21 protein-coding genes and 1 tRNA gene are annotated in these 23,316 nt (G+C 64.1%); 13 read left to right on the forward strand and 9 right to left on the reverse strand.

Annotated features, from left to right (window positions below):
- Positions 1-32: 32 nt before the first annotated feature.
- From QD172_RS16150 to QD172_RS16160, 3 genes are all read right to left on the reverse strand, one after another.
- Positions 33-944 (reverse strand): MerR family transcriptional regulator, encoded by a 912-nt coding sequence (locus QD172_RS16150; RefSeq protein ID WP_077373395.1) that lies wholly within the window; start codon positions 942-944, stop codon positions 33-35.
- A 272-nt stretch (positions 945-1,216) separates the two neighbouring features.
- Entirely contained in the window at positions 1,217-1,603 is a 387-nt protein-coding gene (locus tag QD172_RS16155; RefSeq protein WP_254696575.1) for a CbiX/SirB N-terminal domain-containing protein, read from the reverse strand.
- Between the two features lie 54 nt (positions 1,604-1,657).
- The gene (locus QD172_RS16160) at positions 1,658-2,809 is read right to left on the reverse strand and encodes an FAD-dependent oxidoreductase (protein WP_279856275.1); all 1,152 of its coding nucleotides are present in this window, start codon (positions 2,807-2,809) and stop codon (positions 1,658-1,660) included.
- Positions 2,810-2,968: 159 nt separating this feature from the next.
- Between QD172_RS16160 and QD172_RS16165 the strand changes: the two genes are divergently transcribed.
- Positions 2,969-3,901, forward strand: a complete 933-nt coding sequence (locus tag QD172_RS16165) for a TIGR01777 family oxidoreductase (RefSeq protein ID WP_077373400.1) — start codon at positions 2,969-2,971, stop codon at positions 3,899-3,901.
- 79 nt (positions 3,902-3,980) lie between these two features.
- On the opposite strand, the gene QD172_RS16170 is transcribed toward QD172_RS16165, so the two are convergent.
- The 3 genes from QD172_RS16170 to QD172_RS16180 all read right to left on the reverse strand — a co-directional run bounded on the left by QD172_RS16170 (position 3,981) and on the right by QD172_RS16180 (position 8,890).
- Positions 3,981-4,745 carry an RluA family pseudouridine synthase gene (locus QD172_RS16170; RefSeq protein ID WP_136939710.1) on the reverse strand — a complete coding sequence of 255 codons (765 nt, stop codon included), beginning with the start codon at positions 4,743-4,745 and terminating at the stop codon, positions 3,981-3,983.
- A gap of 161 nt (positions 4,746-4,906) precedes the next feature.
- A complete protein-coding gene (gene rapA, locus QD172_RS16175) occupies positions 4,907-7,849 on the reverse strand; it encodes an RNA polymerase-associated protein RapA (RefSeq protein ID WP_279856277.1) in 2,943 nt (980 codons plus the stop codon).
- Between the two features lie 183 nt (positions 7,850-8,032).
- A complete protein-coding gene (locus tag QD172_RS16180) occupies positions 8,033-8,890 on the reverse strand; it encodes a TlpA disulfide reductase family protein (RefSeq protein WP_279856278.1) in 858 nt (285 codons plus the stop codon).
- A gap of 178 nt (positions 8,891-9,068) precedes the next feature.
- Between QD172_RS16180 and QD172_RS16185 the strand changes: the two genes are divergently transcribed.
- Positions 9,069-9,329 carry a hypothetical protein gene (locus tag QD172_RS16185; protein WP_176494340.1) on the forward strand — a complete coding sequence of 87 codons (261 nt, stop codon included), beginning with the start codon at positions 9,069-9,071 and terminating at the stop codon, positions 9,327-9,329.
- A gap of 14 nt (positions 9,330-9,343) precedes the next feature.
- Here QD172_RS16185 and QD172_RS16190 read toward each other — a convergent pair whose 3' ends face one another.
- The 3 genes from QD172_RS16190 to ispB all read right to left on the reverse strand — a co-directional run bounded on the left by QD172_RS16190 (position 9,344) and on the right by ispB (position 10,964).
- Positions 9,344-9,574 carry a hypothetical protein gene (locus QD172_RS16190; protein ID WP_077373415.1) on the reverse strand — a complete coding sequence of 77 codons (231 nt, stop codon included), beginning with the start codon at positions 9,572-9,574 and terminating at the stop codon, positions 9,344-9,346.
- A gap of 122 nt (positions 9,575-9,696) precedes the next feature.
- Positions 9,697-9,773, reverse strand: a tRNA-Pro gene (locus QD172_RS16195).
- Positions 9,774-9,974: 201 nt separating this feature from the next.
- The gene (gene ispB / locus QD172_RS16200; protein WP_084209569.1) at positions 9,975-10,964 is read right to left on the reverse strand and encodes an octaprenyl diphosphate synthase; all 990 of its coding nucleotides are present in this window, start codon (positions 10,962-10,964) and stop codon (positions 9,975-9,977) included.
- 283 nt (positions 10,965-11,247) lie between these two features.
- Between ispB and rplU the strand changes: the two genes are divergently transcribed.
- The 11 genes from rplU (at position 11,248) to ispH (ending at position 23,123) form a co-directional block, all read left to right on the forward strand.
- Positions 11,248-11,559, forward strand: coding sequence for a 50S ribosomal protein L21 (gene rplU, locus QD172_RS16205; RefSeq protein ID WP_065392479.1), 312 nt, complete (start codon positions 11,248-11,250; stop codon positions 11,557-11,559).
- Between the two features lie 33 nt (positions 11,560-11,592).
- A complete protein-coding gene (rpmA, locus tag QD172_RS16210; RefSeq protein WP_043335969.1) occupies positions 11,593-11,850 on the forward strand; it encodes a 50S ribosomal protein L27 in 258 nt (85 codons plus the stop codon).
- Between the two features lie 125 nt (positions 11,851-11,975).
- On the forward strand, positions 11,976-13,172 hold the full coding sequence (gene cgtA / locus QD172_RS16215) for an Obg family GTPase CgtA (protein ID WP_077373417.1): 1,197 nt from the start codon (positions 11,976-11,978) through the stop codon (positions 13,170-13,172).
- A gap of 261 nt (positions 13,173-13,433) precedes the next feature.
- Positions 13,434-14,564 carry a glutamate 5-kinase gene (gene proB, locus QD172_RS16220; RefSeq protein WP_077373512.1) on the forward strand — a complete coding sequence of 377 codons (1,131 nt, stop codon included), beginning with the start codon at positions 13,434-13,436 and terminating at the stop codon, positions 14,562-14,564.
- A gap of 264 nt (positions 14,565-14,828) precedes the next feature.
- Positions 14,829-15,095 carry a 30S ribosomal protein S20 gene (rpsT, locus tag QD172_RS16225; protein ID WP_077373420.1) on the forward strand — a complete coding sequence of 89 codons (267 nt, stop codon included), beginning with the start codon at positions 14,829-14,831 and terminating at the stop codon, positions 15,093-15,095.
- A 232-nt stretch (positions 15,096-15,327) separates the two neighbouring features.
- Positions 15,328-16,866 (forward strand): murein biosynthesis integral membrane protein MurJ, encoded by a 1,539-nt coding sequence (murJ, locus tag QD172_RS16230; protein ID WP_255317675.1) that lies wholly within the window; start codon positions 15,328-15,330, stop codon positions 16,864-16,866.
- Positions 16,867-16,989: 123 nt separating this feature from the next.
- Positions 16,990-18,120: a bifunctional riboflavin kinase/FAD synthetase gene (gene ribF, locus QD172_RS16235; protein WP_279856283.1), complete on the forward strand. Its 1,131-nt coding sequence runs from the start codon at positions 16,990-16,992 to the stop codon at positions 18,118-18,120.
- Between the two features lie 11 nt (positions 18,121-18,131).
- Positions 18,132-20,963, forward strand: a complete 2,832-nt coding sequence (gene ileS / locus QD172_RS16240; RefSeq protein WP_191237754.1) for an isoleucine--tRNA ligase — start codon at positions 18,132-18,134, stop codon at positions 20,961-20,963.
- A gap of 141 nt (positions 20,964-21,104) precedes the next feature.
- Positions 21,105-21,632, forward strand: a complete 528-nt coding sequence (gene lspA / locus QD172_RS16245; protein ID WP_240499635.1) for a signal peptidase II — start codon at positions 21,105-21,107, stop codon at positions 21,630-21,632.
- Positions 21,633-21,652: 20 nt separating this feature from the next.
- Positions 21,653-22,096, forward strand: coding sequence for an FKBP-type peptidyl-prolyl cis-trans isomerase (gene fkpB / locus QD172_RS16250; protein ID WP_077373432.1), 444 nt, complete (start codon positions 21,653-21,655; stop codon positions 22,094-22,096).
- Between the two features lie 58 nt (positions 22,097-22,154).
- Positions 22,155-23,123 carry a 4-hydroxy-3-methylbut-2-enyl diphosphate reductase gene (ispH, locus tag QD172_RS16255; protein WP_077373435.1) on the forward strand — a complete coding sequence of 323 codons (969 nt, stop codon included), beginning with the start codon at positions 22,155-22,157 and terminating at the stop codon, positions 23,121-23,123.
- Positions 23,124-23,316 lie beyond the last annotated feature (193 nt).

Here is a 23,316-nt window from a genome sequence, read left to right on the forward strand (position 1 = left end):
GAAATGTGCATCGCGCAGGAGCTTCGGGGGGATCAACGAGCCAGCAAGGACCTCAGGCGGACCACCGCTTGAACGGGGTCGGCCCCGAGACCTTCCAGGGGCCCGTCCACCAGCTCCTGCTGGCGAATCTGGGCGGCCGGGCCAGCGATGGCCAACGGCACGGAGAGTTGTTCTGCCACCCGCGGCAACTGGCGGCGCATGACATCGCTGCGCTCGGCCTGAGTGCCGACCAGGATCACGGCCTGCGCCTGGAATCGCTCAGCGGCCAGTGGCAGCTCGGCCAGGGGCAGCGGGCCATCCAGCAGGCTGACGTGATAACCGGCATCGCTGGCGACCAGCGCTAGCAGCAGCAGCCAGCTCAATCCCGGTTCATCCGGCAGGCGCGTCAGAGTGATGTGCGGGGCATGGCGCTCCTGATTCGCGAACATCAGGCGGGCGCCGATACGTGAGCGCAGGAAGCTCTCGAGGAAACATTGTGCCAATCGGGCCCCGAAGGTCGTGGTGCCACGCTCCTCCAGCTGCTCGACCACCGGCTTCCACAGGCGTTCGACCACACTGTTGACCGGATACAGCGCCAGACTCTGGTTGTAGAGCTCCGCCAGCCGAGACTCATCCTGGGCGTCGATGGCGGCCATGATCAGTTGCTGCTGGCCGCCCCAGCTGCCTTCATCCGGCATCGGCGCCGTCTCTGGCTGGGGCTGATCCAGCAGCTCCCGCACCTGACTGACGGGCACGCCCCTGTTGAGCCACTGCAAGATGTGCTCGATGCGCTCGATGTCCTCGCGGGCATACAGGCGATGTCCCTTGGGCGTTCGGCGCGGTTCGATCAACCCGTAGCGGCGCTCCCAGGCTCTCAACGTGACCGAATTGACGCCGGTCAGGCGTGAGACTTCACGGATCGGAAACAGGGGCGAGCTGGCAGTTTCCGTGGCCTTGTCAGTCATGGATGGTGTTACCTCTGCGGTGACGAGGCATCCCGGATGAAGCACGAAGAGGAACGAAGCACAGAAGTGGGAACTGAAGCATTCGAAGCGCTGCGGGATGCCGGCAATGCATCTTGTGCATTAGCTGTACATGTGGGGCTCAGGATGGCGCAGCCGCCTCGGCCTGACAAGTGGCATCACGCGTCAATTCACGTCGCATATTCGACGCGCAGGCCTGAAGGTGGCATCGCAGAGCCTTTCCGGTTCGCAGTCTCTCTCGGATCATCGGGTCATCATGCGTTGTCCTGTTGCTCCACAATCTCGATCAAGGCCTCGACAAACGCTGGATGGGCACCCACCGGGTCCAGCAACGTGATCGGACAATCCGGATGCTGCTGGCGGGATGTCTCGAGCATGGCGGGGACGTCTTCGCGCAGATGGCGGCCCGCCGCAAAGAACAGCGGCAGGATGTCGATACGCGCCGCACCGTCTGCCGCCAGGGCGTCGATGGTGTCGGTCAGCAGCGGGTCACACAACTCCATGTAGGCCAGACGTGTCGGGCGCTTCAGGCGACTGGCGAGCGAGGTCTCGAGTGCCTCGAAGGGCTCGCGCCAGCGTGGATCACGCGAGCCATGCGCCAGCAGGATCAAGGCGTCATCCTGGTGTTCCATCTTGCTCATGAGGGCTTCCTGTCATGGGGGGAGATAGTGGGTCAGTTCTCTGAGCTCGTGAGCTCATGAGTTCAGCGCGTCAGCCAGTCGCTCTGCCGCTTCGCGTCCTGACAGCCAGGCATCTTCGACTCGCGGTCCTTTCAGTGCATCGCCCGCCAGGCTCAGACCGTGCTGGCTCATCGGCGAGGCGGGCATTGCCTGAGGTGCGCAGCGGGTCGGATGAGCATAGCGCCAGCGATGGGCCGTGAGCGATACCTTGCCTTCACTCCAGTCCTCGCCCAGCGCCTGGATCTCGGGCAGTGCCGTGAAGGCTTGCCAGAGTGCCGCGCAGATGTCCTCAGGCGAGTCTTCCAGGTGAGTCTGGCTCCAGCCGGCGGTGGCCAGCAGGCTCAGGGTCTCGCGAGCCCCCGAGGTGGGCTGGCGGCCGGGGCGCGAATGCTGTCGCATCACGCAGCGCAGTGGGGCGTCATCTCCGCGACTGACCAGCAGCCCCTGCCAGTCCTCAATGCCTGCCAGGGCCGGCAGCGGTGCCTCCAATGCGGCCATCACGGTCCAGGTGGGTGCCATCTCGATCCGCGAGAGCAGGGCGCTCAGCTCGGGCGCCAGAGAGTGTGGAGTCTGTTGCGCCGAGGCCGGCACGTTGCCTTCAGCGTCGGTACCAGCGTCATTCAGCAGAGCACGGGCCTGAGGGGCCGGGGCGGTGATCATCACATGATCAAAGGGACCATGCCGCTCGCCGTCCCGGTCCTCAAGCTGCCAGCGAACCTTTCCGCCCGGCGCTTCATCGCGGATCAGGCGTGTGATGCGCAGGCGAGTGTGCAGGGTGGCATTGACCGGCAGCTCCTCGCTCAGGTGGCGGCTCAGGGCGCTCATGCGCGGACTGGCCACATAGCGGGCAGAATCATCGCGAAGCCGCTGCCATTCCTGCGTGTCAGACGCCGTCTTGTCCAGACGCAGCAACCTGTCACCCCAGGGGGCGACGATACCGTCTGCCCGCCATGTCTCGAGTGCTGACTGGAAGCGCGGATCACGCGCGGTGAAATACTGAGCGCCGATGTCGAGGGGGCCGTGGGGAGTGCGCCGACTGGCCAGACGCCCGCCCGGGCCGCGTCCCTTCTCGAAGATCGTCACCGCGTGACCCTGCGCTGCCAGGTACGAAGCAGCAGAGAGACCGGCGATACCGGCACCGATGATGGCGATGGACGATACTGACATCAGGCAGGACTCCTGCTGGGGAAGATGGACCGGGAGGATGGAGCATGAAATGACGCCGGCATCCCTTGAAGTTAACTTCTTGTGCAGGATTGTACAATAAAGGTATAGATTCATGGCAAGAGTTGGCACACTCGATGCTTCACCGCCGAGGAGGACAGCATGCGAATCTTGATCACGGGGGCAACGGGATTTGTCGGTCAGGCACTCTGCCGCTCACTGGCCGCGGCCGGGCATGAGCTGGCAGTGGTGTCACGTCGTCCGGAGCGGGCCGAGCGGCAGTTCGCCGAACTGGGTATCACCCTGAAGGCGGCGGATTCGGCGCTGATGTTCAAGGACTGGCAGCCACAGGGTATCGTCAATCTGGCGGGGGAATCGATTGCCGGGAGGCGCTGGAGCGAGGATCACAAGCAAGAGCTGCGTCGCTCGCGGCTGGAAACCACCGAGCATCTGGTGCTGCTGTGTCAGCAACTGGCGGCTGAGGGGCAGGCTCCCCAGGTGATGGTATCCGGTTCGGCGATGGGCTATTACGGCGCGCAGCCCAAGGCGGGCGAGCCGGGTGATGTCGAGATCGACGAGCAGGCAACGCCTCACGATGACTTCAATCATCGCCTGTGTCGCGACTGGGAAGCGGCCGCCATGCCAGTCTCGGACTGTGGTGTTCGCCTGGCGATCATCCGCATCGGTCTGGTGATGGAAGCGGATGGCGGAACGCTCGCCAAGTTGTTGACGCCCTTCAAGTTCGGCTTGGGTGGGCGTCTCGGCGATGGCCGTCACTACATGCCGTGGATCCACCGCCATGATCTGATCCGCATCATCGAGCGTCTGCTGGAGGATGAGGACTTGAGTGGGGCCTTCAATGCCAGTGCACCGCATCCGGTCACCAACATGGGCTTTACCCACGCCTTGGCGCGCGGTCTGGGGCGCCCAGCGATCCTGCCGCTGCCGGCCAAGGCCCTCAAGCTGGGGTTGGGAGAGATGAGCACGCTATTGCTGGAGGGCGCCCGCATGGTGCCGGCGCGCCTGCTGGCCGCAGGCTTCACCTTCGACTACCCGACCCTCGACGTGGCCTTCGCCGACATTCTGAGAAAGTGAAGGCCTGGTCTGATGCTGCAGGACTTGCCCCTGGTGGCTAGAGCTTGGTGGCTAGAGCCTCTTGGCCAGAACCTGGCGGCTAGAACGGCAGCGGAGCATTCAGCACCAGCGATGGCGCGTCGCTGCCTGTCGCTGACGGAATCACCAGCTGAGCGGCATGCAGCAGCAGGCGAGGGCTGGCATTCAGTGCCGCCCCGCGTGCATAGAAGCCATCACCGATGATGGGGTGGCCGAGCGCCAGCATATGCAGGCGCAGCTGATGCGAGCGCCCGGTATGGGGTGTCAGCAGGACACGGCTGGCGGCGAGGGTCTGAGGCGAGCCATCCGGGCGCTGGCCATCGAGTATCAGGTGACGCTCGACCTGATAGTGGGTCAGTGCCGGTTTGCCATGGAGGAAGTCGACGATCTGCCGCGGTCTGCGCGGCCAGTCACAGCGCAGCGGCAGGGCGATGCTGCCCTCGTCGGGCGTGAGATGCCCTGCCACCACGGCCACGTAGCGTTTCTCGAGGGTGCGCGACTGGAAGAGACGCGACAGCCGCCGCTGTCCCTCGACATTGCGCGCCACCAGCAGCACCCCGGAAGTTGCCACATCCAGCCGATGCACGGCACGGGTGTCCTCGCTCAACCGGCACAGGCGCGAATGGACGCTGTCGAAGCGTGAAGGGTCGCGGCCCGGTACCGAGGGCAGCTCGGCCGGCTTGTCGATCGCCCACCAGTCATCGCCTGCCGCCAGCAGCGTCAGCCCCACTCCCTCGACACGCGCGACCTCCTCGGCAAGGCGTTGTCCCTGCCAGCCATGCTCGGTCGTGGTGTCGGGTCGGCTTTCTGGATGTGATGTCGCCATGACGGTGCTCTAGAGTGGTAGGGGTTGGACGGTCAGGCCCAAGAATAACGCTTTCGACGACTCACAATGAAAAGCGCCCCACTTGCCGATGGCAGGTGGGGCGCTTTTCTTGCGTCATTGGCAAGCCGTGACGTCAGGGATGACGTCACGTCGCGGGCAGATCAACGTTCGTGAGCATCCACGGTGACGATGACGCGCACGCTGTCCAGACGCAGACGCGTGGTCTCGATGACGCCATCGAGAGCGGCACGCTCCTGGCGCAGCGCTTCCAGCTCTTCCTCGCGCACCGACGGGTTGTGGCTGGCCAATGCTTCGAGGCGGGCGAGCTCCGCGCTGAGCTGCTCACGCATCTGCTGCTGGGCCTGCTCGACGATGCTCGGCAGTTCGCGCTCGGCTTCCTGCTCGGCGTCGCTCATCAGCTTGCGCAGTGTCGCGTGGCTCTGCTTGATCAGATCACGCGCGACCGCCTTCTTGACCGGCTTGAGGTTCTTGGCCAGCCCGCCGAAGGAGACCTTGTCGGACAGGTTGCTGCCGTTTTCATCCAGCAGCACCCGGATGGCGGTCGGTGGCAGGAAGCGACCCAGGCGCAAGCCGCGCGGTGCGGTGGACTGGGTGCGGAACACCACTTCCGTCATCAGGCGACCGCCCGGGATCGCCGGGTGCTTGAGCAGTGCCAGCGCGGTGTTGCCCATGGAACCATCGATGATGCGCACCAGCATCTCGCGGACCAGCGGGTGCTCCCACGACAGATGCTGGACATCTTCGCGTGACAGCGCCGTGGCGCGGTCGCTGGTGACGCTGAAGCCTTCCTCGCCCTTCACCAGCCCCGGCAGGCCGTCGAGCATGTGCGGGCCTGGTGCCAGGTAGGTGATGCCATCGCCGAGGTCCCGGCTCTCGATGCCGAAGATGTCGAAGGCGCGCTCCAGGTAGCCCGGCAGCGCCTTGTCGTTGTCCAGTGTCTCGATGGCGGCGATGACTTCCGCGGCGCGCTCGTGACGACAGGCATTGAGTTCCAGCAGACGGTTGCGACCGGACTGGCGCTCGGCCTGCAGGGCGTCGAAGCGTTCGCGGGTCTGCTCGATGATGCTGTCGATCTCTTCGCTGTCGAGCAGGGCTTCTTCCAGCTCGTCACCGAACTGGGAATACAGCTCGCTGCCGATGCCGTGGGGCGCACTGAAGGCGTCCATGCCATCGCGGTACCAGCGCAGCAGCTGGGCACCCGGTGAGCCTTCGAAGACCGGTACGTGGATCTCGATCGGGAACTGCTGGCCGATGCGGTCCAGACGCCCGATGCGCTGCTCGAGCTGGTCCGGATGCACCGGCAGGTCGAACATCACCAGGTGGTGGCAGAACTGGAAATTACGGCCTTCCGAGCCGATTTCCGAGCACACCAGCAGCTGCACGCCTTCTTCCTCGGAGGCAAAGGCGGCGGCGGCGCGATCACGCTCGACCAGGCTCATGCCCTCATGGAAGACCGGTGCATGCACGCCGCCCAGCACGCGCAGGCCTTCGGACAGCTCACGCGCGGTATCGGCGGTGTGACAGATCACCAGCGCCTTCTCGTTGCCGAGGTCGGTCAGGGTTTCCAGCAGCCACATGACGCGCGGGTCGATCTGCCACCAGGGCTCGGCGTTCATGCGGTCATCGGGCAGGGCGCGGTACATCTCGTCGAGGAACAGCACCACCTCGGGGTGGTTCATGCCGGTCTCGATCAGCAGGTCATCGAGGTAGTCCTCGTCACGCTCCAGCTTGCGCACCACACGCCGGTAGGAGGAGGGCAACTCCAGCTCGTGGACGTGCAGACGACGCTCGGGGAAGCCTTCGACGTGGGTGCGCGAGTTGCGGAACATCACGCGGCCAGTGCCGTGGCGGTCGAGCAGCTGGTCACGCAGCTGACGACGGGCGCTGTCGCGCTGGGCGTCATCGCTGTCGCTGTCCATCAGGGTCTCGAGCAGGGCGCGGCTGTCGCCGTCATCCAGCACGGCGGTCAGGCTGTCCAGGCCGCTGGTGTCAGTCGGCAGGGCATCCAGGCTGTCGATGGCCGAGGCCACGGCGACGTAACCCTCTTCCTCGGCCTTGAAGCGCTCCAGGTCGTGGTAGCGCTCCGGGTCGAGCAGGCGCAGGCGCGCGAAGTGGCTCTCCAGCCCCATCTGCTCCGGTGTGGCGGTCAGCAGCAGCACACCGGCGGTCTGGCGGGCGAGTGATTCGACGCAGGCATAGCCCGGGCCGACCTTGTCTTCGCTCCAGTCGAGGTGGTGGGCTTCATCGACGATCAGCATGTCCCAGTCGCAGGCGGCAGCCTGGACCTGACGCGACGGGTTGGCGAACAGCCAGTCCTGGCTGGCCAGAATGATCTGGTTGCCTTCGAAGGGGTTGCGCGTGCCGTGGGCCTTGCATTGCTCTTCATCGAGCAGCGAGACATCCAGCGCGAAGCGGCGCAGCATCTCGACCAGCCACTGGTGGGTCAGGCTCGCCGGTACCAGGATCAGGGCGCGACGGGCACGACCGCTGAGCAGCAGGCGATGCAGGATCAGACCGGCTTCGATGGTCTTGCCCAGGCCGACTTCATCAGCCAGCAGCACGCGCGGCGCATGACGGCGCGAGACTTCATCAGCGATGTACAGCTGGTGCGGTACCAGGTCGACCTTGGGGCCGGAGAGGCCCAGCGCGGGGCTCTGCTCGACACGATGGAAGTGGCGCAGGGTGCGGTAACGCAGGTCGAACCAGTCATTGCGGTCGACCTGGCCGGTCAGCAGGCGGTCACGGGCCTGGTTGAACTGCATCTTGTCGTTGAGGCGTGCCTCGGGAAGCTCGAGCAGCTCGCCGGCGCTTTCGCCTTCACGTTCACAGATGTAGAGGATCTGGCCGCGCACTTCCTTGGAATCATCGACGATCAGCCATTCGCCATCGTCGGACTGGATGCGGTCGCCATTGCCGAAGGCGACTCGGGTCAGGGGCGCCTCGCGGAGGCTGTAGGTGCGGGTTTCTTCGCTGGCGGCAAAGAGGACGGTAACCGTGCGGAAATCGACATTGAGGATCGTGCCAAGGCCGAGATCGGCCTCACCATCACTGATCCAGCGCTGACCGGGAATGAAGTCGCTCATGATGCCTCGGGGTAGGACAAAGACGGGAATCGGGAATACAGGGGCGCGGTATCTTACCGGATCACGCGCCGTGGCTTAAGCGCCTTTTGTCCTTGTGAGGCGTCTTTGTCCTCTCGTGTCGTCACTGGGCGTGGTGCACCCATGGCATGAGGCCTTCTCTCATGATTTGGGGGAGGGTGTCCGTCACGATCCAGACGGGGGCATCAGCGCCTGCAGCTGGGCGCGGCTCAGCTCGCCGATGTGGCGTTCGATCAGGCGGCCTTCGCCATCGAAAATCAGGGTGGCGGGCAGGCCCTGTGCGTCGGCGAGCCCCATCAGCTGCATGGCGGGGTCCAGCAGGGCGTATTTCAGCGTGAGTCGCTCACTCTTGAGGAAACGAGTGACCGCGAGCGCCTGTTCGCCCTGATTGGCCAGCACCACGGTGACATCCGGCCGGGCGTCCACCTCGGCCAGCAGCGGCATCTCCCGGCGGCAGGGCGGGCACCAGGTAGCCCACAGATTGACGATCACGCGCTGATTGCGGACCTCATCCAGCGATACCGGGCGACGATCCAGATGATGCAGGGTGATCGACGGCATGCGCTCGATGGAGTGCGTGCTGCCCAGCGGGTCGAGCTGCTTGAGGCCGAGGAAAGCGGTCAGGCCCAGAGTCAGACTGCCCAGCGCGATGACCTGGCGAATCACGCCATGCCGGCGCAGCAGCCACAGGCTGGCCAGGGTCGCGGCCAGCATGCCGCCGAGCAGGTGGTAGCCCGGTTGCCACAGCTTGAGAATATCCAGCGGTGTCTGCTGATAACTTGCCCAGTGCAGGGCGACGTAAGTGAGGCGCGCACCGATCACCCAGCTGACCAGCATGCGATTGAACCAGCGCGAGGGGCTCAGCGGTGAAGAGTCGTGAGCGGGCGCGGTCGTGCCCCTGGCGTGCATACGCGCCAGTAGACGAATCAGCAGCGAGAACTCGATCAGCATCACCAGGGCTGCCACGAAGGCATAGAGGCGTTCGACGGAAATCAGGGCAGGGCCCAGAGCGATGGCATCCATGCGGTTATCCTTTGGCGGTTTCCGGGAAGGGGCATTCGGGTCAGCACTACCTGTCGAGCGGCGCTTGGCCGGCGCTGCAGTCGTGAGGCTCGAGTATGCGATAATCGACGGACTTCGACATCCACGCCTCGCGCGCTGAGCATTGCTCTGGCGCCGAGGACGCTCCAGGGATATCCCCATGCTTTCACATCATTATGACCGTAGCCGTGCGATCGCCGTTGCCAGCCAGGCCATGGGGCTGATCGCCATCGTCGCGCTGGAAACCTGGCTGGGGGATGCCGCCCGCCCGTGGCAGGGGCTGGTGTTCGCCCTGATGCTTGCCTGTGGACTGGGGCTGGCGCTGCGCAGTTACTACCTCAAGCAAAAGGCCCGCCGCGACCGAGAACGTGCTGGTCGCGAGCGGGCCCGCAAGGCGAGTGACACCTGGATGTCCGATTGACGCAGGTGAGCGACTCAGTAGCTCTGCAGTCGGTAGCCTTCACGCTCCATGCAGTACTTCAGCAGCGTCTGTTTCTCGTTGTCTGACTTGTCCGTCAGGCCAAGTTCGTACTGACAGCCGGCCCAGGTGTTGTGAGCCTCCGTGCTGTTGGCACCGGGCTTCTCCCATTGGGTACGGGTGGAGGCGCAGGCGGAGAGCAGGGAGGTGAGCAGCAGGGACAGCATGGCAAGGCGCAGTGTGTGCATGTGGCATCCTGAGGGATGTAAGGCGTTGGAGGGGAGTTCGTCACTGGGCAACATGAGCCGCAGGAAAACCTTCCAGCATCAAAAAAGCCGCTGATCAGTGATCAGCGGCTTTTTCAGATATCTGGTCGGAGTAGCAGGATTCGAACCTACGACCTCTGCCTCCCGAAGGCAGCGCTCTACCAAGCTGAGCTATACTCCGATGCGTCGTGAGCTTGTCTCGACGGGGGTGAATTATACGCAGACAGCTTTGCTTTGCAAGCCCTTGAGGTCAAAAAGTTTTATCGATGTCTCAAGGGGCAATTCGGCTGTCGAGAAGCGCGCTTCTCTTCACCTCATCCTGCCGGTACTTCTCGTCACGTTTTCCTGCTGGTGGTCTGTCTCCCCGTGGCTGTAAGGGGGATCAGGCCTGACGGCCGACACTCAACAGTGCGATGCGTTCGAGGCTGTCGCGGAAGTCACTCTCCGGCAGCGCCTCGAGTTCCGCCAGGGCGTTGTCGGCCATTTCCTGCGCGCGACTGCGGGTATAGTCGAGGCCGCCGGTGAGGCGCACGACTTCCAGTACCTCGTCGAGTTGCTCCAGTCCGCCCTTCTCGATGGCGCCACGTACCAGGCTGGCCTGCGCCGGGCTTCCGACCTGCATGGCGCGAATCAACGGCAGGGTCGGCTTGCCCTCGGCCAGGTCATCACCGACATTCTTGCCCATGGTCTCGGCGTCGCCCTGATAGTCGAGCAGGTCATCGATGAGCTGGAAGGCGAGGCCCAGGTAGCGGCCATAGTTCTGCAGCGCGCTGACCTGTGCCGCCGTGACGGTGCCATCCGCTTCCTGGGCGAGTATCGCCCCGGCATGCGCGGCTGCCTCGAACAGCATGGCGGTCTTGCCGTGGATGGTCTCGAAGTAGGCGGCTTCATCGATGTCGGCATTGCCGATGTTGGTCAACTGCAGGACCTCGCCTTCGGCGATGGTGCAGGTGGCGGCGGAGAGAATCGCCATCACGTCCATCGAGCCGACTTCCACCATCATCTGGAAAGAGCGGGAATAGAGGAAGTCACCGACCAGCACGGAGGGCGCGTTGCCCCAGGTGTCATTGGCGGTGGAGCGACCGCGACGCAGACTGGACTCGTCGACGACATCATCGTGCAGCAGTGTCGAGGTGTGCATGAACTCGATCAGTGCGGCCAGGTTGATGTGGCGATCACCCTGATAGCCGAGTGCGCGGGCTGCCAGCAGCACCAGGACCGGGCGCAGGCGCTTGCCACCACTCTGGATGATGTACTGACCGATGGTCTGGACCAGCGGCACGCGCGACTCGAGCTGCGCGAGAATGGTGCGGTCTACGGCGGCGAAGTCATCTGCCACTGCCGCGTGAAGGGTCGATGCGTCGGCTTGCATGAGGTCGTCGTGCCCGTAGCGAGAGGTGAGGCCGCCGTGGCGTGCCATTTGCCGGTTATGCTATGGGGCACCCCTATGGCCGTCAAGGCGTGCACCCGCGCAGGGATGCAGGCTGGCGGCGGGTCGGACGTGTGCATCTTGACATTGCTTGTCGATCGCGGCACGCGGCGCTATAATACGCGGCCGTGACTCATCCCGCTCCCTGTCAGATGGCTCCAGAAGGGGCGCCACTCGCAGCAGGCCACCCAAGAGCACACCCTTGATGAGTTCGATGGAGAGAATCATGTACGCAGTTATCAAGAGCGGTGGCAAGCAGTACCGCGTTCAGGAAGGCCAGACCCTGAAGCTCGAGAAGCTTGAAGTCGCCACTGGCGAAACTATCCAGTTCGACGAAGTCCTGATGGTCGCTGAAGGCGACGACATCAAGGTCGGCGCTCCGCTGGTTGAAGGTGCCAAGGTTGCTGCCGAGGTCGTGTCTCACGGCCGTGGCGACAAGGTCACCATCATCAAGTTCCGTCGCCGGAAGCACTCCATGCGTCGTGCGGGCCACCGTCAGTGGTTCACCGAAGTCAAGATCACTGGTATCTCTGCGTAATTGCAGCGCTACCCACCATAGGAGAATTATCCAATGGCACATAAGAAGGCGGCGGGCTCTACCCGCAACGGTCGCGATTCTGAATCCAAGCGCCTTGGTGTGAAGCTGTTCGGTGGCCAAGCGGCTATCGCCGGCAACATCATCGTGCGTCAGCGCGGCACCCGTTTCCACGCCGGTACTGGCGTTGGCATCGGCAAGGACCACACTCTCTTCGCTCTGGCCGACGGCCACGTGAAGTTCGAGACCAAGGGTCCGAAGAACCGCAAGTTCGTCAGCATCGTTTCTGCCTGAAACGTCTGACAGCTTACGCAGACTGGACGATGCCCCGGTATCGTATGACGGTCTGCAAGGAAGCCCCGCTCAGGCGGGGCTTTTTTGTCGCATGACGGCCCGGGTCGTCGTCAGGAGAGAGCAGCATGCAGTTCCTTGATGAAGCGTCGATCATTGTCGAGGCCGGACGTGGCGGCAATGGTTGCCTGAGTTTTCGCCGTGAGAAATACGTGCCGCGTGGTGGCCCCGATGGGGGTGACGGCGGGCACGGCGGCAGTGTGTACCTGATCGGGGATGATTCCCTCAATACCCTGATCGACTTCAAGTTCCAGCGCTATTACCAGGCCGAGAGCGGTGACGCCGGCCAGGGCCGTCAGATGGCGGGCAAGGCGGGTGAGGACCTGATCGTCAAGGTGCCGGTCGGCACCACCGTGATCGACGAGGAAACCCTCGAGATCATCGGTGACGTGACGGAAATCGGCCAGCTGGTGCTGGTTGCGCAGGGTGGACGTCGTGGTCTGGGCAACATCCACTTCAAGTCCTCCACTAATCGCGCGCCGCGCCAGACCTCCAAGGGCACCTGGGGTGAGCGTCGCAACCTGCGTCTCGAGATGAAGGTGATGGCGGATGTCGGCCTGCTGGGCATGCCGAATGCCGGCAAGTCGACGCTGATTCGCGCCGTCTCCGCGGCCAAGCCCAAGGTCGCCAACTACCCCTTCACCACGCTGGTGCCGAATCTTGGCGTCGTGAAGATCGGTAGCCACCAGCACTTCGTGATGGCCGACATTCCCGGCCTGATCGAAGGGGCGGCGGATGGTGCCGGCCTGGGGCTGCGCTTCCTCAAGCACCTGACGCGCACGCGCCTGTTGCTGCATGTGGTGGATATCGCGCCCTTCGACGAGAGCGACCCGGTCCATGCGGTCGAGGCGATTCTCAATGAGCTCAAGAACTTCTCCTCGGCACTCACGGAGCTGCCGCGCTGGCTGGTGATCAACAAGATCGATCTGCTGGCGGAAGAGGATCGCGAGGCGATGGTCAAGGACCTCGTCGAGCGTCTGGGCTGGGAAGGTGAGCTGTTCGTCGTCTCCGCGGCCAGTGGTATCGGCACTCAGGAGCTGGTGCAGGCCGCACACCGCTGGCTGGGCGAGCAACGCCTGCAGCTGGCGGAAGATCCGGAAGCTGCCGAGGCGCATGCCGCCCTGCTGGCGCGCATGGAGAACGAGTCGCTGGAGCGCGCTGAAGAGCGCCTGACACGTCGCAAGCGCAAGAAGGATGACGAAGAAGAGGACGATGACGACTTCAATGACGACGATTACGACGTCGAGGTCGAATACGCGCCCTGAGGTCGAGGTTCGTCCGGTGGCTGCCCTGTGAGGCAGTCACTGAGTGACGAGCGACCCGCTTCGCGATTCACGCCCCGCCCCGAGCCTTCTGGTCTCGCGGCGGGGCGTTTTCGTTGCAGGTGCCGCTCGAGGGTGATGACAGCAGCGGGGCGGGAGCGGACAATGACGCGACGGGGCAGTCACAGCCTGCCGAGCGGGGCGGGAGACCACATGACAGGAGATAGTGCGGTGGCGGAGCAGAAGGTGGCGGAAGTGGCGGAGATGGGCAGTCGGGTCGGACGTGAGGCATTGGCCCGGGCGCGGCGCGTGGTGGTCAAGATCGGCAGTGCGCTGCTGACCGACGACGGCCGCGGGCTGGACGATGCCGGTATCGGGCGTTGGGTCGACCAGATCGCGGCACTGCATGCGCGTGGCATCGAGGTGATCGTGGTGTCTTCCGGCGCGATCGCCGTCGGCATGTCCCGGCTTGGCTGGACGGCGCGACCCAGTGGCGTGCATGAGCTGCAGGCCGCGGCGGCGGTCGGCCAGAATGGCCTGACCCAGTGCTATGAAGAGCATTTCCATCGTCACGGCCTGACCACCGCCCAGATTCTGCTGACCCACGACGATCTCTCCAATCGCAAGCGTTACCTGAATGCACGCTCGGCGCTGCGTACCCTGGTGGAGCTGCGCGTGGTGCCGGTGATCAACGAGAATGACACTGTCGTCACCGACGAGATTCGCTTCGGTGACAACGATACGCTCGGCGCGCTGGTCGCCAATCTGCTGGAAGCCGATGCCCTGTTGCTGCTCACCGATCAGGAAGGACTGTACGACGCCGACCCGCGCCATGATCCGGCGGCCAGGCTGATCGAGGAAGCGCAGGCCGATGACCCGATGCTGGTCAAGGTCGCCGGTGGCGGCGGGGTGCTGGGGCGTGGCGGCATGGCCACCAAGGTGCGGGCGGCGCGCCTGGCAGCCCGCAGCGGCGCGCTGACGGTGATTGCCTCCGGCCGCCAGCCTGACGTGATCACGCGCCTGGCCGCTGGCGAGCGCTTCGGTACTCTGCTGCTGCCTGAGCATGCGCCGATCGCGGCGCGCAAGCGCTGGATCGCCGGGCAACTGCAGGTGCGGGGCACCCTGACGCTGGATGCCGGTGCCGTCAGCGTGCTTACCACGCGTGGTTCCAGCCTGCTGCCGGTGGGCGTGAAGAAGATCGAGGGAGCCTTCAAGCGCGGTGACCTGGTGCAGTGTGTCGATGAATCCGGCGCGCGGATCGCCAAGGGGCTGGTCAACTATTCCGCGGTCGATGCCGAGCGCATCCTGGGGCTGCCGAGTCATCAGATCGAGGCTGCGCTGGGCTATATCGAGGCGCCGGAGCTGATCCATCGCGACAACCTCATCGTACTGTAGGGCGCATGAGGCCTGCCGATGCGGGCCTCATGCTGGCAGTCATCCGTCTGGCCATGCTAGACTCTGCCGTCCTGTCGGGAGCTGGTCCGCTCCGATGGCGAAGGCTTGGCGGGGCTTCCACGTCAAGTCGCTGATTTCTCTATGGTCTTCACGTCAAGTGTCGAAAGCGAGAGATGACCGGACCCGCTGTCGCCCCGCGACAACGTCTTCCAAATTCAAGTTCATGAGTACGCGCCTACGGGTGGACTCATAAGGAGCATCAAAGTGGCAAACTCCAAGCAAGCTCGCAAGCGCGCTCGTCAGGCTGAAGTCCGTCGTCAGCACAACTCCGCACAGCGTTCCGCCGTGCGTACCAGCGTCAAGAACGTGCTGAAGGCCGTCAAGACTGGTGACCACGCTGCTTCCATGGCCGCTTTCAATGTCGCGCAGAAGGTCCTCGACCGTTACGCCGACAAGGACATCCTGTCCAAGAAGAAGGCCGCTCGCGTCAAGAGCCGTCTGAACGCACGCGTCAAGGCACTGGCTGTCTAAGACGTGTTCGCGTGAAAAAACCGGCTTCGGCCGGTTTTTTTGTGTCTGTCTATCGTGTTGGATGGCATCGGTATCGGATCAGGGAAGTGAAAGGGGTGTCAGGGTGAGCAAGCCGCAGGATGAGTCGCCCAGAGGCGATCAGGATGTCGGGAAGGAGTCGGGTCGCCAGGCCGTGCAGGCTGGCTCTCAGGCGACGGCTCAGGCAGAGACCAGCAGTGGAGACAGCCTGCCGGTGCGCGCGGGACTGCTGCGCTCCGGACTGATCGTCAGCGTGATGACGATGCTGTCGCGGGTGCTGGGGCTGGCGCGAGACGTGATCATCGCCAGTCTGCTGGGGGCAGGCAGCGGGGCGGATGCCTTCTTCGTGGCCTTCAAGATCCCCAACTTCATGCGTCGTCTGTTCGCCGAGGGGGCCTTCAATCAGGCCTTCATTCCGGTGCTGTCCGAGTATGCGACCCGGCGCACGCGGGAAGAGGTCCGCGAGTTGCTGGATGCCGTCAGTGGCAGTCTCGGCGTCATTCTGGCGCTGATCACGGCGCTGGCGATGCTGTGCGCGCCCTGGCTGGTGTGGGTCTTCGCGCCCGGGTTCGGTGACGATGCCGGCAAGCTGGCGCTGACCGGTGACATGCTGCGCCTGACCTTCCCCTATCTGCTGCTGATCTCGCTGACCGCCTTCGCCGGCAGCGTGCTCAATACCTGGAACCGCTTCGCGGTGCCGGCCATCACCCCGGTGCTGCTCAACCTGAGCCTGATCGGCGCGGCGCTGTTACTGGCACCGCGTTTCGAGACACCCGCCATGGCGCTGGCCTGGGGCGTGTTGATCGCCGGTGGCGTGCAGCTGCTGTTCCAGGTGCCGTTCCTGCTGCGTCTTGGCCTGATGCCCAAGCCATGGCCGAACTTCGCCCACGAAGGCGTGCGGCGCATCCTCAAGTTGATGACACCGGCGCTGTTCGGGGTCTCGGTCTCGCAGATCAACTTGCTGCTGGATACCGTGCTGGCCTCGTTTCTGGTCACCGGCAGCGTGTCGTGGCTCTATTACTCCGACCGGCTGGTCGAACTGCCGCTGGGCATCATCGGCATCGCCATCGGCACCGTGATTCTGCCGGCGCTCTCCAAGCGTCACGCGGAGCAGTCGCTGGAGCACTTCCAGAAGATGCTCGACTGGGCGCTGCGTTCGGTATTGTTGATCGGCGTGCCGGCGGCGCTGGCGCTGGGCGTGCTCGCGGAGCCGCTGCTGATCACGTTGTTCCACTATGGGGCGATGACGGACAATGATGTGGTGATGTCGGCCCAGAGCCTGCGGGCCTACAGCTTCGGGCTGCTGGCCTTCATGCTGATCAAGGTGCTGGCACCGGGCTTCTATGCGCGTCAGGACACGAAGACGCCGGTCAAGATCGGCATCATCGCGATGGTCGCCAACATGGCCTTCAACCTCGCGCTGATCGTGCCGTTGGCCCATGCGGGCCTGGCATTGGCCACGGCGCTGTCGGCCTTCCTGAATGCCGGGCTGTTGGCGCGTGGCCTGTATCGCGAGGGTGTGCTGCGCTTCCAGCCGGGCTGGGGGCGCTATTCGCTGACGCTGATCGGCGGTTGCGCCCTGATGGGCGGCGGCCTGCTGTGGCTGTCACCGGACTGGACCACCTGGCTCGGTTGGGGCCTTTGGGAGCGCTGTGCGATGATGGGGGCGCTGGTCGTCGGCGGTGTGCTGGTCTATGCACTGTGGTTGGGGCTTTGCGGCATACGTCCGCGCCACTTCCGCATGCAGGGCTGAGCCCCGACTCTCGATTCACATCTCGCGTTCCAGCAGTTTTCTCTCTGGTGGGGCAACGGTGGCTGTCAGCGCCGTGCCCCTTCGCTATAATCGACCACTTTCGGCGGCTTGTGTGATGCACGCATGGACTTGATCAGAGGACTCCACAATCTCGCCCGCCTGCGCAAGCAGGATGGCAGTCGCGGCTGCGTGGCCACCATCGGCAATTTCGATGGGGTGCACCTCGGCCACCAGGCGATTCTGGAGCAACTGCGCGAGCGCGCGGCGGCCTATGGGCTGCCGACCACGGTGGTGGTGTTCGAGCCGCAGCCGCGCGAGTTCTTCGCGGGTGACAAGGCGCCGCCACGCCTGACGCGACTGGCGGAAAAGGTCCGCCTGCTGGGTAGCCACGGCGCCGAGCGCGTACTGTGCCTGCCCTTCAATGAGGCGCTGCGCTCATTGTCGGCCCGTGAATTCATCGAGCAGGTACTGATCGATGGCCTCGGCGTGCGCCACCTGGTGGTCGGCGACGACTTCCGCTTCGGCTGTGATCGTGCCGGTGACTTCGCGCTGCTGGAGCGCATCGGCGCCGCCGAGGGCTTCGCGGTGGAGCATACCCGCACCTTCGAGATCGCCGGTGAGCGTGTGTCCAGCACTCGCGTGCGCAAGGTACTGGCCGCGGGTGACATGGCATTGGCCGCCAGATTGCTGGGACGAGCCCATCACTGGCAGGGGCGCGTGGTCGCGGACCGTCAGCTGGGGCGTACCATCGGCGTGCCGACCGCCAATCTGCCGCTGCCGAATGCGCCGCTGGCGGTCTCCGGCGTCTACGCGGTGATGGCGCATCTGGCCGATGGCCGCGCCTGCCCGGCGGTAGCCAATATCGGCTGGCGCCCGACGGTCGGCACGCCGCGCCCGGTCCTTGAGGTTCACCTGCTGGACTTCGCGGAGGACCTCTATGGCCAGTCGATGCGTGTCAGCTTCTGTGCCTTCCTGCGTGGCGAGCAGCGCTTCGATGGCCTGGAGGCTCTCAAGGCCGCCATCTACGCCGATATCGCATTGGCACGCCGCTTCTTCGCGCTGGCCGCAGGCGAGACGCCCGCCAGTGATGAGCAGGCATTGCTCGATTGCATGACCTCGATGGCTGACCTGCCGCTGGCCAGCCGTCCGCTGAGCGCACTGATGAATGCGCCGACGGCACCCTTACACGGCACTGCTGAGGTGTCTGATTCCACAGCTCGGGAAGCTCAGGCTTCCCGCCCCCACGACGGCTGACCCGAAAGGCTATGAGCGACTACAAGCACACTTTGAATCTGCCCGATACCGACTTCCCGATGCGCGGCAATCTCCCCAAGCGTGAGCCGGACCAACTGGCCCGCTGGAACGAGATTGACCTCTACGCGCGTCTGCGTGAAGCAGGCAAGGGCCGTCCGAGCTTCGTGCTCCACGACGGCCCTCCCTATGCCAACGGCAATATTCACATCGGTCACGCCGTCAACAAGATTCTCAAGGACATCATCGTCAAGTCCAAGACGATGGCGGGCTTCGATGCGCCTTACGTGCCGGGCTGGGACTGTCATGGTCTGCCCATCGAGCACAAGGTCGAGACCACCCACGGCAAGCATCTCGAGTCCGAGAAAGCCCGCCACCTGTGCCGGGAATACGCGGGCGTGCAGGTGGAAGGTCAGAAGCACGAGTTCATCCGTCTCGGCATCGTCGGTGACTGGGGCAACCCGTATCGCTCCATGGACTTCGCCAACGAAGCCGGTGAGATCCGTGCGCTGGCCGAGATGGTCAAGGGCGGTTATGTCTTCAAGGGCCTGAAGCCGGTCAACTGGTGCTTCGACTGTGGCTCTGCGCTTGCGGAAGCGGAAGTCGAATACGCCGACAAGACCTCTGACGCCATCGATGTCGCCTTCGCGGCAGACGACAGCGCGGCGCTGGCCAAGGCCTTCGGCCTCGAGTCACTGAGCAAGCCGGCGGCGATCGTGATCTGGACCACCACCCCGTGGACCATTCCGGCCAACCAGGCGCTCAACGTTCACCCGGACTTCGTCTACTCGCTGGTCGATACCGGCGAGCGCCTGCTGGTGCTCGCCGAGGAGCTGGTCGAGGACAGCCTGGCGCGCTTCGGGCTGAGCGGCGAGACACTGGCGACCGTCAATGGCGCGGCACTGGAGAATCTCAACTTCCGCCACCCGATCTACGATCGTCTGTCGCCGGTCTATCTGGCCGACTACGTCGAGACCGGTGCCGGTACCGGTATCGTCCACTCCGCGCCGGCCTACGGCGAGGATGACTTCCACACCTGCCGTCGTTACGGCATGAGCTTCGACGAGATCGAGAGCCCGGTGCAGGGCAACGGCGTCTACGTGCCGGACCTGCCGGAATTCGGTGGTCAGTTCATCTGGAAGGCCAACCCGAACATCGTCGCGCGTCTGGAAGAACTCGGCGCGCTGATGGCGCACGAGAAGATCACCCATAGCTACATGCACTGCTGGCGCCACAAGACGCCGGTCATCTATCGCGCCACGGCCCAGTGGTTCGTCGGCATGGACATCGCCGGCACCGATGGCGTGACCCTGCGTGACAAGGCGCTGTCCGCCATCGAGGACACTACCTTCATCCCGGCCTGGGGCCAGGCGCGCCTGAAGAGCATGATCGCCAACCGCCCTGACTGGTGCATCTCGCGTCAGCGCAACTGGGGCGTGCCGATTCCGCTGTTCCTGCATCGCGCCACTGGCGAACTGCACCCTGACAGCGTCGCGCTGATGGAAGCGGTCGCGGATCGCGTCGCCGAGCACGGCATCGATGCCTGGTGGTCACTCGACAGCCAGGAGCTGCTGGGCGATGAGGCCGAGAACTACGAGAAGGTCACCGACACGCTGGACGTGTGGTTCGATTCCGGCACGACTCACTGGCATGTGCTGCGTGGCTCGCACCCGCATGGTCACGAGGAAGGTCCGCGTGCCGACCTGTACCTGGAAGGCTCCGACCAGCACCGTGGCTGGTTCCACTCGTCACTGCTGACCGGCTGTGCCATCGACGGCCACGCACCGTACAAGGCACTGCTGACTCACGGTTTCACCGTCGATGCTCAGGGCCGCAAGATGTCCAAGTCGGTCGGCAACGTGGTTGCGCCGCAGCAGGTGATGGACAAGTTGGGTGCCGACATTCTGCGCCTGTGGGTGTCCTCCAATGACTATTCCGGTGAGATGGCCGTCTCGGACGAGATCCTCAAGCGGACTGCCGATGCCTATCGCCGCATTCGCAACACCTCGCGCTTCCTGTTGTCCAACCTGAACGGTTTCGAGCCCGAGCGTGATGCGCTGGCCTTCGACGACATGCTGGCGCTGGACCAGTGGGTGGTCGATCGTGCCGCCCAGCTGCAGGCACGTGTCGAGCTGGCCTACGAGGAATACCGCTTCCTCGATATCTATCAGCAGGTGCTGACTTTCTGCTCGCGTGAGCTGGGCGGCTTCTATCTGGATGTCATCAAGGACCGCCAGTACACCACGCAGCCGAACTCGCGTGCGCGTCGCAGCTGTCAGACGGCGCTGTATCACGTGATCGAGGCGCTGGCACGCTGGATGGCGCCGATCCTCTCCTTCACCGGAGAAGAGATCTACGCCAACATCCCGGGCCCGCGCAAGGACACCATCTTCCTAGAGACGGCCTACACCGGCCTGACCACGCTGGCGGATGATGCCCCCATGGGGCGTGAGTTCTGGGAGCAGGTGCTGCACGTCAAGCAGGCGGTCAACAAGACGCTGGAAGGCGCGCGCAACGCCGGTCTGGTCAAGAATGGCCTGGCGGCGGAAGTCACCCTCTACGTCAATGATGAGCTCAGCACTCTGCTGGCAAGTCTCGGCGACGAACTGCGCTTCGTGATGCTGACCAGCGGCGTGACCCTGGCGCCTCTCGATGCTGCGGGTGACGCAGAAGAGACCGAAGTGTCCGGCCTCAAGGTGGCGGTCAAGGTCAGCGAGAATGCCAAGTGCGAGCGTTGCTGGCACCACCGTCCGGAAGTCGGCACCCTGCCGGAACATCCGACCCTGTGTGGCCGCTGCGTGACCAACCTGCCGGATGGCGAAGGCGAGACGCGTCACTTCGCGTGATCGCTGACGCGACCGCGGCATCGTTCAGCCTCCGCTGAGCGCTGATATCGAACGCCGGGCTCTGGCCCGGCGTTCGTGTCTTGCCGCCGACGGATTCATTTCATGCAGGGATGCCCATGGCATCCCCGACAGGAAGGTAACATGACGTCTTCTTCACAACCGCCTGCCAGTGAGGCCGGCTCGGCCGCCAGTGAGCCGATGCGTTCGCCGTTGCGCTGGCTGTGGCTGTCAGTGGTGATCGTGGTGCTGGATCTGACCACCAAGTGGTTGGCCAGCAGTTCTTTGATCTATGGTCAGGCCAACGAGGTGCTGCCGGTCTTCAATCTGACGCTGCTGCACAATACCGGCGCGGCCTTCAGTTTCCTGGCCGGTCATGACGGCTGGCAGCGCTGGCTGTTCGCCGGCATCGCCGTGGTGGCGGCCATCGGTCTGAGCATCTGGCTTGCGCGCCTCAAGCGTCACGAGACCTTCACGGCGCTGGGCATCGCGCTGGTACTGGGTGGCGCACTGGGCAATCTTTATGATCGTGTCGTGCATGGTTACGTGGTGGACTTCCTGTCCTTCCACTGGGGCAATGCCTTCTTCCCGGCCTTCAATGTGGCGGACGTCGCCATCAGCCTGGGAGCCGTGGCACTGATCATCGAATCCTTCCGTGGCCGCTCCGAGTGAGTGGCGCAAACGAGGTCAGCATGAGCGAATATCGTATCGCCGAAAACATGGAGGTCAGCCTCCATTTCCGTCTGCGTCTGGAAGACGGTACCGAAGTGGATTCCACCTTCGACAAGACGCCGGCCACCTTCCAGGTAGGCGATGGCAATCTGCCGCCGGGCTTCGAGCGGCCGATCATGGGCATGGCGGCAGGTGAGACCGGCAGCTTCACGGTCACGCCGGAGCATGCCTTCGGTCAGCACAATCCGCAGAATGTCCAGACCGTGGCGCGCAAGAGCTTCGATGACGAGATCGAGGTCGGCATGGTGATGTCCTTCGCCGAGCCGTCAGGCTCGGAGCTGCCGGGCATCATCCGCGAGATCGATGAGCGTGACGTCAAGGTCGACTTCAACCACCCGCTGGCCGGGCGTACCCTGACCTTCGAGGTCGAGGTGCTGTCCGTCTCCCCCGCGACCACGCACTGAGTCTTCTTTTCCAGGGGCGCCTCACACGTGTGCCCCTTGCCATCAAGCGGAGCCTGTCATGCAGATCAAGCTGGCCAACCCGCGCGGTTTCTGCGCCGGAGTGGATCGCGCCATCGATATCGTCAACGGGGCGCTCGACGTGTTCGGGCCGCCGATCTACGTGCGTCACGAGGTGGTGCACAATCGCTTCGTGGTCGACTCCCTCAAGGAGCGCGGCGCCATCTTCGTCGAGGAACTGCACGAAGTGCCGGATGACGTCATCGTCATCTTCTCGGCCCACGGTGTCTCGCGTGCGGTGCAGGAAGAGGCCGAGCGTCGCAACCTCAAGGTCTTCGATGCCACCTGTCCGCTGGTGACCAAGGTGCACATGGAAGTGCTGCGCTATGCGCGCAAGGGCCAGGATTGCGTGCTGATCGGCCATGAGGGTCACCCGGAAGTCGAGGGCACCATGGGCCGCTATGACACCTCCAAGGGTGGCACCATCCACCTGGTGGAGGACGAGTCCGATGTGGCGCGCCTGGAGGTCAAGGACCCGGATCAGCTGGCCTTCGTCACCCAGACCACACTGTCCATGGATGACACGGCGCGTGTGATCGATGCGCTGCGCGAACGCTTCCCGGCGATTCAGGGGCCGCGCAAGGACGATATCTGCTACGCGACCCAGAATCGTCAGGACGCCGTACGCATGCTGGCGGAAGCCTGCGATGTGGTGCTGGTGGTCGGCAGCCCCAACAGCTCCAACTCCAATCGCCTGCGCGAACTGGCCGAGCGCATGCAGACCCCGGCCTGGTTGATCGATGATGCCGAGCAGATCGAGGCCGCCTGGCTCGAGGGTATCGGTAGTATCGGTATCACCGCAGGGGCCAGTGCGCCCGAAGTGCTGGTGCAGGGCGTGATCGATCGCCTGATGGCACTGGGGGCTTCGGCGCCCGAGGAACTGGAAGGTCAGGAGGAGAATATCGTCTTCTCCATGCCCAAGGAGCTCAAGGAGCGCTTGATCGCCTCGGATCAGATTCGCGAGCTGTAACGCTCTGTAAGTCATTGGTCATCTGAAAGCCGCGACTCTGTCGCGGCTTTTTTCATGTCTGATCCGCAATATCTGGCTCTTTGTGAGTTTTTGCGCATGTTCTCAATGCCCTGATCATTCCGGTGAGCGTTGATCTGGCCTGAGGATATATGAAAAAAAATGTAATGCTCAGTTACGAAAATGATACATAATG

This window comes from Cobetia sp. 10Alg 146 (assembly GCF_029846385.1).
Taxonomy (GTDB): Bacteria; Pseudomonadota; Gammaproteobacteria; order Pseudomonadales; family Halomonadaceae; genus Cobetia; species Cobetia marina.